We start from the raw sequence: 15,136 nt of genomic DNA on the forward strand, positions 1-15,136 counted from the left end.
ATCCCTATATCCCGCACTTCCCCGAACAACAAAAAGCCCCGCACTCGACAGAGGGCGGGGCTTTTTTATCTCAGCCGGAACAGGCCGAGAGTTGCACCTTACAGGATAAAGGTCGACACCTGCTGGTTAAGGTCAGATGCCCGTCCCTTGAGACTCTGGGCCTGATCCAGATCGCGCATGGCGGCGGCGGTGATCTCGTCACTCACATCCTTGATGGCGGTGGTGTTCTGGGTGATCTCGCCGGTCACCTGGGTCTGCTCCTCAGCGGCAGTGGCGATCTGGCCCGCCATGTCGGAGATGAGGGAGATGGCACTGGTGATCTCTTCCAGTGCGCGCACCGCCTGATCCGCATCCTGCACGCTGTTGTCCGCCAGCCCCTGACTGGTCTGCATCAGGCTCACCGCGCGGGCGGTGGTCTGTTGCAGGGTCTCGATGGTGGACTGGATCTGCTGGGTGGAGTCCTGAGTACGGCGAGACAGCACCCGCACCTCGTCAGCCACCACCGCAAAACCACGACCCTGCTCACCAGCACGGGCCGCTTCGATGGCCGCGTTCAACGCCAGCAGGTTGGTCTGCTCGGCAATCCCCTGAATGGTGGAGAGAATGCTGGTGATCGCCTGCGCGTGACGGCTCAGCTCGCCGATCACCTCGGTCGCCTGCCCCACCTCTTCAGCCAGACCATTGATGGACTGGCGGGTCTTGTTGACCAGCATCTTGCCCTGCTCACTGCTCTGGGCAGATTGCTGGGCAGCGGCGGCGGTGTTCTCGGCGTTGCCGGCGATCTCCATGGTGGCGCTCGCCATCTCGGTGACCGCAGTGGCGACCATGGTCACCTCCTGCTGCTGACGCTGCAGCTCGTCCACCGCGGCCTGGTTGGTCACCAGACTGCGCTCGGCATCGGCGTTCAGCTCGTTGGCCAGCTGGCGGATATTACCGATCAGCTGGTGCTGGCTGCCGACGAAGCGGTTGAAGCTGTTCGCCAGCTGACCCACTTCATCGTTGGCATCGATCTTGATGCGCTGGGTCAGATCGCCGTTACCATCGGCAATGCGTGCCAGTGCCTGGGAGACCTTGCTGAGCGGGCCCAGCAGCATGCTGACCAGCCAGGAGATAGCGAGGATACTGCCCACCAGCACCAGCAGCGCCATGCCCAGCTGGGTCATCAGCAGGGAGGAGAGCGGCGCTTCCAGCGCGGCCTTGTCCAGCACCAACACGAGTTCCCAGTCGGTGTCGGGGATATCGACCGCCCACAGCAGCTTGTCACGTCCTTCGTTGTCGAAGTAGGCCGCCACCAGACCGTTGCTGGCCTTGCTCTGCTCGATCAGCGCATTGGTCAGATCGTTGTCGATCTCGGTGGCCGGTTTCATCGCCTTGGCGGCATCCTTGTAGGCGATGATGGTGCCGTCTTTGTGCATCATGATGGCAAAACCATCGGCCGGCAGCTTCATCTTGGTGACGTCCTCCACCAGCGAGGCGATGGAGAGGTCACCACCGACTACCCCGCCAGAAACCGGCTGGGCCAGGGTCACCACCATGATGTTGTAAGCCACGTCGAGATAGGGCTTGGTGACAATCAGGCCGCCCTTGCCCATTGCTTCCTGATACCAGCCACGGGAGCGCGGGTCGTAGCCATCGCGGTTGATGGAGGGATCGGAGTCATTCATCTTGCCGCTGCTCTCACCGAAATAGGTGAGCTGGAAACGGCCGGAGACTTGTGCCTGTTGCAAGGCATTGAGGGGGTCAGCACCGGCCTTGTTGCCGAGCGCCTGGATCACATCGCGGCGCGCTGCGAGCCAGTCGCTGACACGCTCGGCCTGCTGGGTACCCAGCCGTTGCAACTGCTCCTGGCTGCCTTGCAGCAACAGGGACTTCTGGCTGCTATAGCTCTGCCAGGAGAGCAACAAAATCACCAACGAAAGGGCGATCACCACTGACAACAGTATCTTCTGCTTGAGTGACAGGTTTTTCATCATGTGTTCTTCTTATTGAGGTGAGGAGCGGGTTTTTCCCTAAATTGCACAACACTACACGTAGTCATTAGCGACCCGAATGGCCAAAACTGAACCTGAAAATGGGTCTGCGGGCGATATTTTCTACCGAGGTGGAGAAAAGTGCACCAGAAATTGACGGCATGAGCCGCACAAGCCAAGGCAACCCTGTTTATTCCTTCCACAATTGGCTAGAATATCCCGTTTTTAAATCACATCGACCCTGAGAGTTTTCACGATGTTCGAAGTTAATCCCGTATTAAATAAACTTAAGGAGCTGTCTGAGCGGACCGAGCTTCTTAGGGGGTACCTTTGACTATGACGCCAAGAAAGAGCGTCTAGAAGAGGTCAACGCCGAGCTGGAACAGCCGGACGTATGGAATGAACCCGAGCGCGCACAGGCGCTGGGCAAAGAGCGCGTAGCGCTGGAAAACGTGGTCGGCACCATCGACACCCTGACCCAGGGCGTGGATGACGTCGAGATGCTGGTGAGCCTGGCCGTGGAAGGGGAAGACGAAGAGACCTTCAACGAAGCCATCGCCGAATCCGAACAACTGGAAGCCAAGCTGGTGGATCTCGAGTTCCGCCGCATGTTCTCCGGTCAGCACGACGGCTCCGACTGCTATATCGACATCCAGTCCGGCTCCGGTGGTACCGAAGCACAGGATTGGGCCAACATGGTACTGCGCATGTACCTGCGCTGGGGCGATGCCCACGGCTACAAGCCCGAGCTGATTGAATGCTCCGAAGGCGACGTGGCCGGCATCAAATCCGCCACCATCAAGTTCACCGGCGAATATGCGTTCGGCTGGCTGCGTACCGAAACCGGCGTACACCGTCTGGTTCGCAAGTCTCCGTTCGATTCCGGTGGCCGCCGTCACACCTCCTTCTGTTCTGTGTTCGTCTACCCCGAGATCGACGACGATATCGATATCGAGATCAACCCGGCGGATCTGCGGATCGACGTCTACCGTGCCTCCGGTGCCGGCGGTCAGCACGTTAACCGAACCGAATCCGCGGTGCGTATTACCCACGTACCGACCGGTGTCGTGGTACAGTGCCAGAACGACCGTTCCCAGCACAAAAACAAAGACCAGTGTATGAAGCAGCTGAAAGCCAAGCTCTACGAGCTGGAAATTCAGAAGCAGAACGCTGAGAAACAAGCCCTGGAAGAGACCAAGTCTGATATCGGTTGGGGCAGCCAGATCCGTTCCTATGTGCTGGATGACTCCCGTATCAAGGATCTGCGCACCGGCGTCGAAACCCGTAATACCCAATCGGTGCTCGACGGTGACTTGGACAAGTTTATCGAAGCCAGCCTGAAATCAGGTCTGTAAACAAGCAGGAATCACCATGTCTGAACAAACCATCACTCCGGAAGTCGACCAAACTCTCGAACTCAACAACGAGATGACCGAGCGTCGTTCCAAGCTGGCCGCCCTGCGCGCCCAGGGTAATCCTTTCCCCAACGACTTCCGTCGCGACAGCCTCTCTGGCGATCTGCACGCAGAGTTCGACGACAAAAGCGCCGAGGAGCTGACGAGCCTGGGTAAACGGGTGAAGATTGCCGGTCGCATCATGACCCGCCGGATCATGGGCAAGGCTTCTTTCGCCACCCTGCAGGACATGGCCGGCAAGATCCAGGTCTACGTCACCCGTGACGACCTGCCGGAAGGTTTCTACAACGAGCAGTTCAAGAAGTGGGATCTGGGCGACATCGTGGGTGTCGAAGGTACCCTGTTCAAGACCCAGACCGGTGAGCTCTCCGTTCACGTTTCCGATATCCGCCTGCTGACCAAGGCACTGCGTCCGCTGCCCGAGAAGCACAAAGGCCTGACCGACCAGGAAGCTCGCTGCCGCCAGCGCTACCTGGATCTGATCGCCAACGAAGAGTCCCGCAAGACCTTCATGATCCGCACCCAGGTGGTTGCCGGTATCCGCAAGTTCTTCAACGAAAAGCGCTTCATGGAAGTGGAAACCCCGATGATGCAAGTCATTCCGGGTGGTGCCTCCGCGCGTCCGTTCGTCACTCACCACAATGCGCTGGACATCGACATGTACCTGCGTATCGCTCCGGAGCTCTATCTGAAGCGTCTGGTAGTCGGTGGCTTCGAGCGTGTCTACGAGATCAACCGCAACTTCCGTAACGAAGGTATCTCGGTTCGTCACAACCCCGAGTTCACCATGATCGAGTTCTACATGGCCTACGCCGACTACATCGATCTGATGGACCTGACCGAAGAGCTGCTGCGCACCCTGGCGCAGGACATCCTGGGCGACACCAAGATCCGTTACGCCAAAGAGGGCGAAGAGGGCCTGACCATCGATTTCGGTCAGCCGTTCCAGCGCCTCACCATGGTCGAGTCCATCCTGAAGTTCAACCCGGATGTGACCCTGGATGATCTGGCTACCCTCGAGAGCGCCAAGGCCGTTGCCAAGCGTCTGCACATCGAGCTGATGAAGGGTTGGGAGCTGGGCCACGTGATCACCGCGATCTTCGAAGAGACCGTGGAGCACATGCTGCTGCAACCAACCTTTATCACCGAGTACCCGGCAGCCGTTTCTCCGCTGGCTCGTCGCAACGACGTGAACCCGGATGTAACCGACCGCTTCGAATTCTTCATCGGTGGCCGCGAGCTGGCCAACGGCTTCTCCGAGCTGAACGATGCAGAAGACCAGGCCAAGCGCTTCCAGGATCAGGTTGATCAGAAAGAAGCTGGCGACGACGAAGCCATGTTCTACGACGCCGACTTCGTCACCGCGCTGGAACACGGCCTGCCGCCGACTGCCGGTCAGGGTATCGGTATCGACCGTCTGGTGATGCTGTTCACCAACAGCCACACCATCCGTGACGTCATTCTGTTCCCGGCCCTGCGTCCGCAGAAGTAAGGTTCATGCCCGCCGGGATCCATCCCGAGCGCGATAGCTTGAAAACGCCCCGCAACAGCGGGGCGTTTTTCTATCTCCTTTACCGCAAAATCACTTTCAAAATTCAATAATGGAATAAAGAAGATATTTTTATTCTTTGTTGTTAGCCAACACGCCCTTTAATCTGGCCAAAAATCAGACCATGGAAGACGCGTGTGATGCAATTGAAGGATTCCCCATTCAACCTCTCCCCCCTCTCTGACGAGCAGCAACGTCAGCTGGGTCAGGTACTCTCGACCCTCAATACCCAGCAACTGGCCTGGGTGAGCGGATATCTCTACGGCCTCTCCCAGACCGGTCAGCAGAGCGTTGTAGCCAGCGCCGCCGTGGCTGCGCCCAGTGGCAGCCTGACCATTCTCTACGGCTCCCAGACCGGCAATGCCAAAGGTGTCGCTACTGCCATCAAGGCGCAGGCTGAAGCCCGTGGTCTACCGGCCACCCTCGCGTCGATGGCCGACTACAAACCCAAGCAGCTCAAGAAAGAGAGCCATCTGCTGGTGGTAGTGAGCACTTACGGGGAGGGTGAACCGCCGGAGAGCGCCGTCGATCTGTTCGAGCAGCTTAAAAAAGGCAAGATTGGCAAACTGGACGGCCTCAAGTTCGCGGTACTGGGGCTGGGTGACAGCTCCTACGAATTTTTCTGCCAGACCGGCAAAGATTTTGACAACTTCCTCGCCACCGCTGGGGCCGAGCGGATTTATGAGCTCGCCAGCCTCGATGTGGATTATCAGGATGCAGCCAAGAGCTGGAGCGAACAGGCACTCAATGCCATTGCAGCGACGCTCTCTATCGGTGCTGCCAGCAGCGTAGCCAGCGCGGTGCAGCAGGCGGTTGGCCACAGCCAGTACAGCAAGGAGAACCCCTTCCCTGCCCGCCTGTCGATCAATCAGAAGATCACCGGCCGGGATTCCACCAAGGATATCCGCCATATCGAAATCAATCTGGCCGACTCCGGCCTCACCTATCAGCCGGGGGATGCCCTCGGTGTCTGGTTCGACAATGACGCCGAACTGGTGGGCGAAGTGCTGGCCCTGACCGGCCTCTCTGGCGATGAAGCCACGGCTCACGGCACCTTGCACGCCGCACTGACCAGTCACTTCGAACTGACCCGGCTGCACGGCGGCTTTATCACAGGGCTCGCTGACATATCGGACAACGCGGCGCTGAAAGACTTGGCCGGTGACAAGGCCCAGGTCAATGCACTGGTCGCCTCTGCCCAAGTGGTGGATGTGCTGAAACGCTTCCCGACCGCGCTCACGGCCGAGCAGCTGGTTGGCCTGCTGCGACCCCTCACCCCGCGCCTCTACTCAATCGCCTCCGCACAGAGCGAAGTCGAAGAGGAGGTGCACCTGACCGTCGGCGTGGTGCGCTACCCGCAGGAAGATGGCACAGTGCGCTCTGGCGCCGCCTCCTCCTATCTGGCGGATCGGCTGATTGAGGATGGCGAGGTACGGGTATTCGTCGAGCACAACGACAACTTCCGCCTGCCGCAAAACCCCGACACCCCCGTCATCATGGTGGGCCCGGGCACCGGCATCGCCCCGTTCCGCGCCTTTATGCAGGAGCGGGAAGCCCAAGGTGCCGAGGGCAAGAACTGGCTCTTCTTCGGCAACCCCCACTTTACCCAGGATTTCCTCTATCAGGTGGAGTGGCAGCGTTATGTGAAATCTGGGCTGCTGTCGAAGATCTCCCTGGCCTTCAGCCGGGATCAGGCCAACAAGATTTATGTGCAGGACCGTCTGCGCGAGGCAGGGCTTGAGCTCTACCAGTGGCTGGAAGCAGGCGCTCACTTCTATGTGTGTGGCGACGCCAACAAGATGGCCAAGGATGTACAGGAGGCCCTGCTGGATGTAATTGCCGAACACGGTCACAAGAGCCGTGAGGAAGCAGAAGAGTATTTGAGCGAATTGCGTCGTGCCAAACGTTATCAAAGGGATGTCTATTGATGAGCAAACAACCTCTTTCTCACCCAAAAGCGGGACCGGTCGAAGGGCCGCTGGCCGACAACGAGCGCCTCAAGCGCGAGAGCAACTTTCTGCGCGGCACCATAGAGCAAGATCTGCAGGATCCGCTCACCGGCGGCTTCAACGGCGACAACTTCCAGCTGATCCGCTTTCACGGCATGTACCAGCAGGATGACCGCGACATCCGCCCGGAGCGCGCCGCCCAGAAGCTGGAGCCGCTGCACAACGTCATGCTGCGTGCCCGCCTGCCGGGTGGGATCATCACCCCGGCCCAGTGGCAGATCATTGACAAGTTCGCCGAAGAGCACAGCCTCTACGGCAGCATCCGCCTGACTACCCGTCAAACTTTCCAGTTCCACGGGGTATTGAAGCGCGACATCAAGCTGATGCACCAGACCCTCAACAACACCGGCATCGATTCCATCGCCACCGCTGGCGATGTGAACCGCAACGTGCTCTGCACCAGCAACCCGGTGGAGTCCGAGCTGCATCAGGAGGCCTACGAGTGGGCCAAGAAGATCTCCGAGCACCTGCTGCCCAAGACCCGCGCCTACGTGGAGATCTGGCTGGACGGTGAAAAACTGGGGCAGGATGAGGAACCGATCCTGGGCTCCAACTACCTGCCGCGCAAATTCAAGACCACTGTGGTGATCCCGCCTCACAACGATGTGGATATCCACGCCAACGACCTCAACTTCGTGGCGATTGCCGAAGGTGGCAAGCTGGTGGGCTTCAACGTGCTGGTGGGCGGGGGTCTGGCCATGACCCACGGCGACACCAGCACCTACCCGCGCAAGGCGAGCGACTTTGGCTTTATTCCGCTCTCCCACGTGCTGGAGGTGGCGGCCGCCGTGGTCAGCACCCAGCGCGACTGGGGCAACCGGGTCAACCGCAAGAACGCCAAGACCAAGTACACCCTCGAGCGCGTTGGCGTCGAGGCGTTCAAGGCCGAGGTGGAGAGCCGCGCCGGCATCCAGTTCGGGCCGGTTCGTCCCTATGAGTTCACCAGCCGTGGCGATCGCTTCGGTTGGGTCGAGGGGATCGACGGCAAGCATCACCTCACCCTGTTTATCGAGAATGGCCGCCTGCTTGACTTCCCGGGCAAGCCGCTCAAAACCGGCATGTTGGAGATCGCCAAGGTGCATCAGGGGGATTTTCGCCTGACCGCCAACCAAAACCTGATCATCGCGGGCGTGCCTGCCGGCGAGAAGGCTCGCATCGAAGGGCTTGCACGCCAATACGGCCTGCTGGATGACGGCGTGAGCGAGCAGCGCAAGCAGTCCATGGCCTGCGTGGCCCTGCCCACCTGCCCGCTGGCGATGGCCGAAGCGGAGCGCATGCTGCCGGCGTTTGTCACCGACATCGAGGGCTTGCTCACCAAACATGGGCTGGCGGATGACGCCATCATCTTCCGGGTCACCGGCTGCCCCAACGGCTGCGGCCGCGCCATGCTGGCGGAAGTAGGTCTGGTGGGCAAGGCACCCGGCCGCTACAACCTCCATCTGGGAGGCAACCTTGAGGGCACCCGCATTCCGCGCCTGCACCTAGAGAACATTACCGAGCCGCAGATCCTGGCCGAACTGGACGCGTTGATCGGCCGCTGGGCCACCGAGCGAAATCAGGGTGAGTGCTTCGGCGACTTCGTCATTCGCGCCGGCATCATTGCCCCGGTCATCGACTCCGCGAGGGACTTCTATGCCGCTTAATCAACCGCTTAATGTCACTGAAGATGGCCGCCTTGAACTGCAGGCACTGCTGGCCCTCGGCCGTGAGGAGCAAGTCGAGGCACTCGCGCCCCTCAACCGCGAGCTGGATACCATGAGCGCCCCAGAACGGGTGCGCTGGGCCCTGGCCAATCTGCCGGGGGAGCATGTGCTCTCATCCAGCTTCGGCATTCAGGCGGCGCTGATGCTCCATCTGGTAAGCCGCGAGCGGGCCGACGTGCCCGTAGTGCTGACCGATACCGGTTATCTGTTCCCGGAGACCTACCGCTTTATCGACGAGCTGACCGAGCGCCTCGCACTCAACCTGAAGATCTATCGGGCCGAGTTGTCACCGGCCTGGCAGGAGGCGCGATTTGGTCTCTTGTGGGAGCAGGGGGTGGAGGGGATCACCCGCTACAACCAGCTCAACAAGGTGGAGCCGATGGACCGTGCCCTGCGTGAGCTGGGGGCCCAGACCTGGTTCTCCGGCCTGCGCCGGGAGCAGTCCGGCAGCCGTGGCAAGTTGCCGGTGCTCGGCATCCAGCGCGGCCGCTTCAAGTTCCTGCCGGTGATCGACTGGAGCAACAAGGATGTCTTCTACTACTTCAAGGAGTTCGACCTCCCCTACCATCCGCTGTGGGAGCAGGGCTACCTCTCGGTGGGCGATGTCCACACCACCACAAAATGGGAGCCGGGCATGAGCGAGGAGCAGACCCGCTTCTTCGGCCTCAAGCGCGAGTGCGGTTTGCACGAGGAGAACGGGGAGAACGACGGCTCAGGCATCTAATCCCGTCTTGAAAACCCAACAGAACAACAAGGGCATCCGAAGATGCCCTTGTTGTTATTTGCAAATTAGCATTCGCCCGTCAGCGGCGCAGCCAGATCTCGAAGCTATAGGGATGCGGGTTCTTCTCATCGGCAGGGTGGCTCTCGCACTCAACGCGTTGCCACTGACCATCGTCAAAAGCAGGGAAGCGGGTATCCCCCTCCACCGCCAGATCGATGCGGGTCAGGTAGAGACAATCCGCACTCGGCAACATCTCGGCATAGAGATGACCACCACCGATCACCATCAACTCCTCCACCGAGCTGCCTGCCAACAGCGCCAGCGCCGCCTCGACGGAGCCCACCACCTCAATGCCCTCGGCCTGATAGTCGGGATTGCGGCTGATCACCAGATTGCGCCGTCCGGGCAGCGGTCGACCGATGGATTCGAAGGTCTTGCGCCCCATCAATACCGGTTTACCGAGGGTGACACGCTTGAAGTGAGCCAGATCGGCAGGCAGATGCCAGGGCATCTGGTTGTCCTTGCCGATCACCCTGTCGTGGGCCATGGCGGCAATCATGGAAATCTTCATGGGGCCTCTCACCATCTGTCAGATTATGGGGCGGTTACGGTACACGACCAGAGAGGGGATCGCCAAACCGAAACTGAGGGCACCGACGATAAAGAGCGCCTTGAGGCCGTTCTCCACCGCACTCTGGATCAACTCCATGGTCACGCCATTGATGTTGAGCTCTACCACCGCAATCATGGTCTTGAACGCATAACTACCCGGGATCATCGGAATAATCGAGGCAACGCTGAACACCGGACGCGGTGCCAGCAGACGGCGCGACCAGTAGACGCAGACAAAGCCGACCGTAGTCGCCGCCGCCAGCGTCGCCCACTCGATGGGCATACCATAGTGGATCAGCAAGGTACGCAGGCTGTGGGCCAGCGCGCCGCCCATGGCGCAATACTTCAGCATCCGTGGTGGCACGTTGAACAGCATGGCAAACCCCACCGCCGGGATGGAGGACCAGAAGGCATCCTTGGCCAGTAGCCAGAGCAAATCCATCATACTTTCCACCCCCAGATCCCCGTGACCGACATGGCCAAAATGATACCTATGGCGGCGCTGATGGTCAGCAGGGTCGCGGTCCCCCAGCGGGCCAGCCCCATGTTGAAGTAGCCCTTCACCATGTCGGAGACCGCATTGATCAGCGGAAAGCCCGGCACCAGCAGCAGCACGCTAGCCGCCATGGCGAGATAGGGCTGGTCACCCCAGTTAAAAAAGGTGGCGCTGGAGGAGAGCAAGGTGGCAATAAAGCCGGTGGCGGCAAAGTTGATGAGCGGGCTATGGTGATGGCGGGCCATCAGTTGGCGCACCCGCATCGCCACGGCAGACGAGAAACAGGTCACCAGGAAGATGGGCCAGTCACCGCCAAACAGCAGGCTAAAGGCACCACAGGAGAGCCCCACCATGGGGACCACCAACCAGGGGTGATAGTGAAAGGGGACGATGGCCTCGAGCCGCTGACGCACTTCACGGGCGCCGATCAGCTCTTTCTCTGCCATGATGCAGATCCGCTGGATTTCGCACACCACCTGCATGTTGATGCCATGTTCGCGCACCCGCCGGGTAGTGGTGACGCAACCCCCCTGATAGAGACTGGTGAGCACGATGGCACTGGAAGAGATGGCCATTTCGACACTCTCCAGCCCCAGCGCCATCCCCAGCCGCACCGTGGTCTGCTCGATGATCCGGCTCTCCGCCCCGAACTGGGCCAACATCTGACCCACCTTGACGATAATGCGGGTGATCTCTGTCTGTTGCTCCCGCGACAACACCCGTCTTGGCGTGATACTTCTCATAATCCCTTCGAGTCGTAGCAATAAAAATTTCGGCCATATTAGCCTAACTTTTACTGTTATTCATCCACCCCTATCACAACCTGACTAATTAGTTATTACAAGAAGGAGAAAAGAGATTACATCACAAATACATTACGACTAACATTAAAAACCATAACAATCAGATCGTCAGCAATTCCCTTTATTATGACCTCACCGATTTGGCTGAAATATCAACCAAGGAGTTTCTTGCAGATTATTTACGACGTCGATAGTCCGCCAGACGGATTATTTTACCACTGCCATCGTTTTCAGGCGGAGGCTCTCCCTCTTCTCTGAACTGGATCATTTCGCTGCGCATCAGATAAAAGGATTCCCGCATCATGTTGGCAATCCGGATACAGCTGTCTAGATTGTTTTTAGCCAGCCGACGCTGACCATCAATCTTGAACTGCAATCCGCGCAGACGGCGCTGCTGATCCGGGCTAGACCGGGCCATCAACTGGTCTATCTGCTGCCTCAGGATCGCATCCAGCCGGGAAGGCTCACTCGCGGCCAACTCCTTCAGGGTGTCAAAATCAGGCAACTCCATATGCCCTCCTCGGCGACTCTTGCTGGCTCCACAACTTGAGGAATCAGCCATATAAAACTTTATATACGACCGAGCGGCAAAGAGCTCACCACACCACTCAGGTAATCGTTATTAAAATGGCAACCATGATGAAAATCATCCATTGAAATAACATGCAGAAACAAACATTTGCTTAAAAAAGAAAGAGCATGCAAAACACTTAGACATTTTAGGCTGCTTTTTTATGTTTTTTATTTCCAATAAAAGCCGGGATAAATTAATTTTGCTTCATTCGACTCTTTATCATCCATAAAATGACCAGTAGCTCCTTCCGACGGTTTAACATATCTCACTGATTATGTTATTTTAATTGCCACTTTTATCGGACATTCAAGAGCAGACCATGAGCAAGGCAAAAATCGGTATCGTCACCGTCAGCGATCGCGCCAGCGCGGGTATCTATGAAGACCTCTCCGGCAAGGCCATCATCGACACCCTGAACGCCTATCTGACATCGGAGTGGGAACCTGTCTATCAGGTGATCCCCGATGAACAGGATCAGATTGAAGCGACCCTGATCCGGCTGGCGGATGAAGAGCAGTGTTGTCTCATCGTCACCACAGGCGGCACCGGCCCGGCCAAGCGGGATGTCACGCCGGAAGCGACCGAAGCGGTGTGTGATCGCATGATGCCGGGCTTTGGCGAGCTGATGCGGGCCGAATCCCTCAAGTTTGTGCCGACCGCCATTCTGTCGCGCCAGACAGCCGGACTGCGCGACGACACCCTGATCGTCAATCTGCCGGGCAAGCCCAAATCGATCCGCGAGTGTCTGGATGCAGTATTCCCCGCCATCCCCTACTGCATCGATTTGATGGAAGGGCCGTATCTTGAGTGCGATGAAACTGTCATCAAGCCATTTCGGCCGAAAAAATAGCAAAACCGACCATAAAAAATAATGGCGAGCCACGGCTCACCATTATTTTTAGCTCATCTGTTCGTGCAGACAAAATGCATCGATTATTTACGGCCGAATACTTTTACGCCCGCTTTGCTGCGCTCTGAATTACCGTACACTTCGATCTTTTTCACACAACGACGCGAACCCAGTGATTTCCACTCGGTCTCTTTATCACTGCTCATCTCCCGATCGAAGCGAATGGTTTTGGTACGATCACCACCATAGGTCACCACCACCCGATCCAGGGTCAAATCACGTTCCGCCTTCACCTTGATATATTTGGTCTGACGGCAAATCACCAAAGGAATTGTCGCACCATGATCACCGGCCCCCAGCAAAATAGTCCGCCCCAGCGTGAACTGATCATCGCCAGCATGGCTGGCTGACGCCACCACCAGCAAGACACCACCCAGCAGGGTGCGCGCGGAAAAACGGGAATTCCAGATAGACATCAGGGACATAACACCTCCAATAAAAAACGGAGTGCAATAATACGGACCGAACCATAACGGAAGCTGTACCCGAACGCACATTTGCGGCGAAAGAGGGGCGATTGCCTGGAGAAAATGGAGGAATTTGCCGGTAAAAATGTGAAGGGCCGCATATTGCGGCCCTGACTGCATATGAGCGCTCAACGCTCCATGATCTGGGTCACATCTTCTTTATTGATCATCACCTCACGCCCTTCATGATCGTAATAGCGATACATACCGGTACTCTCGTCCAGCTTGGGCTTGCTCTCTGTGGTGATCATCTTGCCATCCTTGGTGCTCATGATGTATTGGGAGCTGCATGCTACCAGCCCCAGGGCGCACACCAGGATCATCATCAGTTTTTTCATAGGCGCACTCTTCTCCTTTCACCCTCACCACGAGGGTGTCATATCCAGCCTACTCCAATCCGGCAGGCAGTCGGAAACTTGCACAATAAAGTGAGATCACCATCAAAAATCAGTTACTTGCGACCACCCGGTTTGCCACTGCTACCGGTACCGGAACCACAGCCAAGTGCCAGCCGATCTGCCGCGGCTCTGGCCTGCACCAGACCATAGCCATAGCTGTTGTCCCGTCCGACAGCCCCCAGATCCTGGGCGCTGCTGCGCAGGGTCTGGCGCAGTTGATCATTGCTGCACTCCAGCCGCTGTGACCAGGCCAGGGTGGCGACCCCGACCACATGAGGGGTCGCCATCGAGGTACCGCTGTAGCTGGCGTAACCACTCGGCACGGTCGACAGCACAGCAACACCGGGGGCCGCCAGCTCCACCTGATCGTTGCGTTGCGAGAAATAAGCCAACTGCTTGCTGCCATCGATAGCAGCCACGCTCACCACACTGCTGTAAGAGGCGGGATAGGACTTGCTGGTGTTGCCCGCATTGCCCGCCGCCGCCACACTCAACACATTCTGGCTGTAAGCCTGATTGAACGCCTGCTCTTCCGTCTTGCTGGGCACATTGCCCCCTAGGCTCATGTTGATGACCATGCGAGTAAAGCCACGACTGCTCATCCCCTGCTTGCAGGCATTGAGAGCCCCCACCAGGTTGGAGGTATAGGCCCAGCCGTTGGCGCCAAACACCTTGATGATGTGCAGCGGGACACTCTGATTCGGCAAGACACCGACCACGCCCATGTCGTTCCCCCCAATGGCGGCTATGGTGCCTGCCACGTGGGTGCCGTGACCGTTTTCGTCACTGCTCCAGCTGCCTGTACCTGCGTTGTCACTACCCTGCACCTGCGCCCCATGGGGCAGATCCGGGTGATTGCCGCTATAGCCAGAGTCAATGATACACACCAGCACCTCTCCGGCCATACCATCGCTCAGTTGTGGCGCCTGTACCATGGGAATGCCATAAGGCAGGGTCTCGGCACTGGCATAACGCTTGGCATCCGGCTCCACCCACAGCACGTTGGGGTTGCGCCCCAGCGCTGTCGCTGCAGCAGCTGGCAACCAGAGCGCCAGCGCATGCTGCTCGGGCAGTTGCAGGGCCAGCTCGCCCCCCATCCCTTTGCTTTGGGCCAGCACAGCGGCCTCCGCCCCCGGCTTGAGTTGCACCAGATAACGAGCCCGTTCGGCAGCCATTACCCCCTGTGTCAGTACGCCTGCCACCAGCAGGCCTGTCCATATCCGTCTCATCAGTCACTCCTTCCATCGACCTGATAGCCACCAGCAAAGTGTAGTGGCAGGCTGGCGCAGGCCCGAGCGTGTCTAGTCCTGAAATAAGTTTACACATTTTCAACTAGCATTTTTCTACTCAGAACCCTCTATGTACCGCATCGGGGGTTCTGTATTTCAACGCATGATGCGGCCGCTCCGCGTTGTAAATATCCACAGCTTCACGCACCATTTCCCGCGCTTGCGTCAAATCCTGCGGGCTTTGCAACAATAACTCTCCTTTCAAAATCCCGTTCAC

The 15,136-nt window shown here is 58.3% G+C and carries 15 protein-coding genes; 6 read left to right on the top strand and 9 right to left on the bottom strand.

The window, feature by feature from the left end; all coding sequences use genetic code 11:
• Positions 1-98: 98 nt before the first annotated feature.
• Entirely contained in the window at positions 99-1,970 is a 1,872-nt protein-coding gene (locus tag G5253_RS05510) for a methyl-accepting chemotaxis protein (protein WP_421202831.1), read from the bottom strand.
• Between the two features lie 256 nt (positions 1,971-2,226).
• Between G5253_RS05510 and prfB the strand changes: the two genes are divergently transcribed.
• The 5 genes from prfB (at position 2,227) to G5253_RS05535 (ending at position 9,370) form a co-directional block, all read left to right on the top strand.
• A protein-coding gene (gene prfB / locus G5253_RS05515) for a peptide chain release factor 2 (RefSeq protein ID WP_100645262.1) occupies positions 2,227-3,325 on the top strand; the annotation gives its coding sequence in 2 pieces (ribosomal slippage) (positions 2,227-2,301 and positions 2,303-3,325; 1,098 coding nt in all).
• Between the two features lie 16 nt (positions 3,326-3,341).
• Positions 3,342-4,877 carry a lysine--tRNA ligase gene (gene lysS, locus G5253_RS05520; protein WP_005335201.1) on the top strand — a complete coding sequence of 512 codons (1,536 nt, stop codon included), beginning with the start codon at positions 3,342-3,344 and terminating at the stop codon, positions 4,875-4,877.
• A gap of 197 nt (positions 4,878-5,074) precedes the next feature.
• The gene (locus tag G5253_RS05525) at positions 5,075-6,862 is read left to right on the top strand and encodes an assimilatory sulfite reductase (NADPH) flavoprotein subunit (protein WP_421202816.1); all 1,788 of its coding nucleotides are present in this window, start codon (positions 5,075-5,077) and stop codon (positions 6,860-6,862) included.
• A complete protein-coding gene (gene cysI, locus G5253_RS05530) occupies positions 6,862-8,586 on the top strand; it encodes an assimilatory sulfite reductase (NADPH) hemoprotein subunit (protein ID WP_421202818.1) in 1,725 nt (574 codons plus the stop codon). Before G5253_RS05525 ends, cysI begins: the two co-directional genes overlap by 1 nt.
• Entirely contained in the window at positions 8,576-9,370 is a 795-nt protein-coding gene (locus G5253_RS05535) for a phosphoadenylyl-sulfate reductase (RefSeq protein ID WP_421202819.1), read from the top strand. Before cysI ends, G5253_RS05535 begins: the two co-directional genes overlap by 11 nt.
• Before the next feature lie 79 nt (positions 9,371-9,449).
• Here the strand turns inward: G5253_RS05535 and folA are convergent, their stop codons facing one another.
• The 4 genes from folA to G5253_RS05555 all read right to left on the bottom strand — a co-directional run bounded on the left by folA (position 9,450) and on the right by G5253_RS05555 (position 11,792).
• The gene (folA, locus tag G5253_RS05540) at positions 9,450-9,941 is read right to left on the bottom strand and encodes a type 3 dihydrofolate reductase (protein WP_421202821.1); all 492 of its coding nucleotides are present in this window, start codon (positions 9,939-9,941) and stop codon (positions 9,450-9,452) included.
• An 18-nt stretch (positions 9,942-9,959) separates the two neighbouring features.
• Positions 9,960-10,427, bottom strand: coding sequence for a threonine/serine exporter family protein (locus tag G5253_RS05545; protein WP_026035076.1), 468 nt, complete (start codon positions 10,425-10,427; stop codon positions 9,960-9,962).
• Positions 10,424-11,221, bottom strand: coding sequence for a threonine/serine exporter family protein (locus tag G5253_RS05550; protein ID WP_005348133.1), 798 nt, complete (start codon positions 11,219-11,221; stop codon positions 10,424-10,426). Before G5253_RS05550 ends, G5253_RS05545 begins: the two co-directional genes overlap by 4 nt.
• A 235-nt stretch (positions 11,222-11,456) precedes the next feature.
• Positions 11,457-11,792 carry a DUF3135 domain-containing protein gene (locus G5253_RS05555; RefSeq protein WP_421202822.1) on the bottom strand — a complete coding sequence of 112 codons (336 nt, stop codon included), beginning with the start codon at positions 11,790-11,792 and terminating at the stop codon, positions 11,457-11,459.
• Positions 11,793-12,174: 382 nt separating this feature from the next.
• Here G5253_RS05555 and mog point away from each other — a divergent pair, with 382 nt between their 5' ends.
• A complete protein-coding gene (mog, locus tag G5253_RS05560; RefSeq protein WP_005354170.1) occupies positions 12,175-12,705 on the top strand; it encodes a molybdopterin adenylyltransferase in 531 nt (176 codons plus the stop codon).
• A gap of 83 nt (positions 12,706-12,788) precedes the next feature.
• Here the strand turns inward: mog and G5253_RS05565 are convergent, their stop codons facing one another.
• From G5253_RS05565 to G5253_RS05580, 4 genes are all read right to left on the bottom strand, one after another.
• The gene (locus G5253_RS05565) at positions 12,789-13,190 is read right to left on the bottom strand and encodes a DUF2541 family protein (protein ID WP_129503427.1); all 402 of its coding nucleotides are present in this window, start codon (positions 13,188-13,190) and stop codon (positions 12,789-12,791) included.
• Positions 13,191-13,360: 170 nt separating this feature from the next.
• The gene (locus tag G5253_RS05570; protein WP_129503426.1) at positions 13,361-13,570 is read right to left on the bottom strand and encodes a YgdI/YgdR family lipoprotein; all 210 of its coding nucleotides are present in this window, start codon (positions 13,568-13,570) and stop codon (positions 13,361-13,363) included.
• A 113-nt stretch (positions 13,571-13,683) separates the two neighbouring features.
• A complete protein-coding gene (locus G5253_RS05575) occupies positions 13,684-14,859 on the bottom strand; it encodes a S8 family peptidase (protein WP_421202824.1) in 1,176 nt (391 codons plus the stop codon).
• Between the two features lie 118 nt (positions 14,860-14,977).
• On the bottom strand, positions 14,978-15,136 hold a 159-nt coding region (locus G5253_RS05580), incomplete at its 5' end, for an integrase core domain-containing protein (protein ID WP_206878072.1).

Source organism: Aeromonas sp. 602658 (assembly GCF_049173005.1).
Lineage (GTDB): Bacteria > Pseudomonadota > Gammaproteobacteria > Enterobacterales > Aeromonadaceae > Aeromonas > Aeromonas veronii_A.

What these genes read in the sequence shown, in the direction of transcription:
- G5253_RS05510 (WP_421202831.1), bottom strand. Translation starts at nt 1,970, where the DNA reads ATGAAAAACCTGTCACTCAAGCAGAAGATACTGTTGTCAGTGGTGATC.
- lysS (WP_005335201.1), top strand. Translation starts at nt 3,342, where the DNA reads ATGTCTGAACAAACCATCACTCCGGAAGTCGACCAAACTCTCGAACTC.
- G5253_RS05525 (WP_421202816.1), top strand. Translation starts at nt 5,075, where the DNA reads ATGCAATTGAAGGATTCCCCATTCAACCTCTCCCCCCTCTCTGACGAG.
- cysI (WP_421202818.1), top strand. Translation starts at nt 6,862, where the DNA reads ATGAGCAAACAACCTCTTTCTCACCCAAAAGCGGGACCGGTCGAAGGG.
- G5253_RS05535 (WP_421202819.1), top strand. Translation starts at nt 8,576, where the DNA reads ATGCCGCTTAATCAACCGCTTAATGTCACTGAAGATGGCCGCCTTGAA.
- folA (WP_421202821.1), bottom strand. Translation starts at nt 9,941, where the DNA reads ATGAAGATTTCCATGATTGCCGCCATGGCCCACGACAGGGTGATCGGC.
- G5253_RS05545 (WP_026035076.1), bottom strand. Translation starts at nt 10,427, where the DNA reads ATGATGGATTTGCTCTGGCTACTGGCCAAGGATGCCTTCTGGTCCTCC.
- G5253_RS05550 (WP_005348133.1), bottom strand. Translation starts at nt 11,221, where the DNA reads ATGAGAAGTATCACGCCAAGACGGGTGTTGTCGCGGGAGCAACAGACA.
- G5253_RS05555 (WP_421202822.1), bottom strand. Translation starts at nt 11,792, where the DNA reads ATGGAGTTGCCTGATTTTGACACCCTGAAGGAGTTGGCCGCGAGTGAG.
- mog (WP_005354170.1), top strand. Translation starts at nt 12,175, where the DNA reads ATGAGCAAGGCAAAAATCGGTATCGTCACCGTCAGCGATCGCGCCAGC.
- G5253_RS05565 (WP_129503427.1), bottom strand. Translation starts at nt 13,190, where the DNA reads ATGTCCCTGATGTCTATCTGGAATTCCCGTTTTTCCGCGCGCACCCTG.
- G5253_RS05570 (WP_129503426.1), bottom strand. Translation starts at nt 13,570, where the DNA reads ATGAAAAAACTGATGATGATCCTGGTGTGCGCCCTGGGGCTGGTAGCA.
- G5253_RS05575 (WP_421202824.1), bottom strand. Translation starts at nt 14,859, where the DNA reads ATGAGACGGATATGGACAGGCCTGCTGGTGGCAGGCGTACTGACACAG.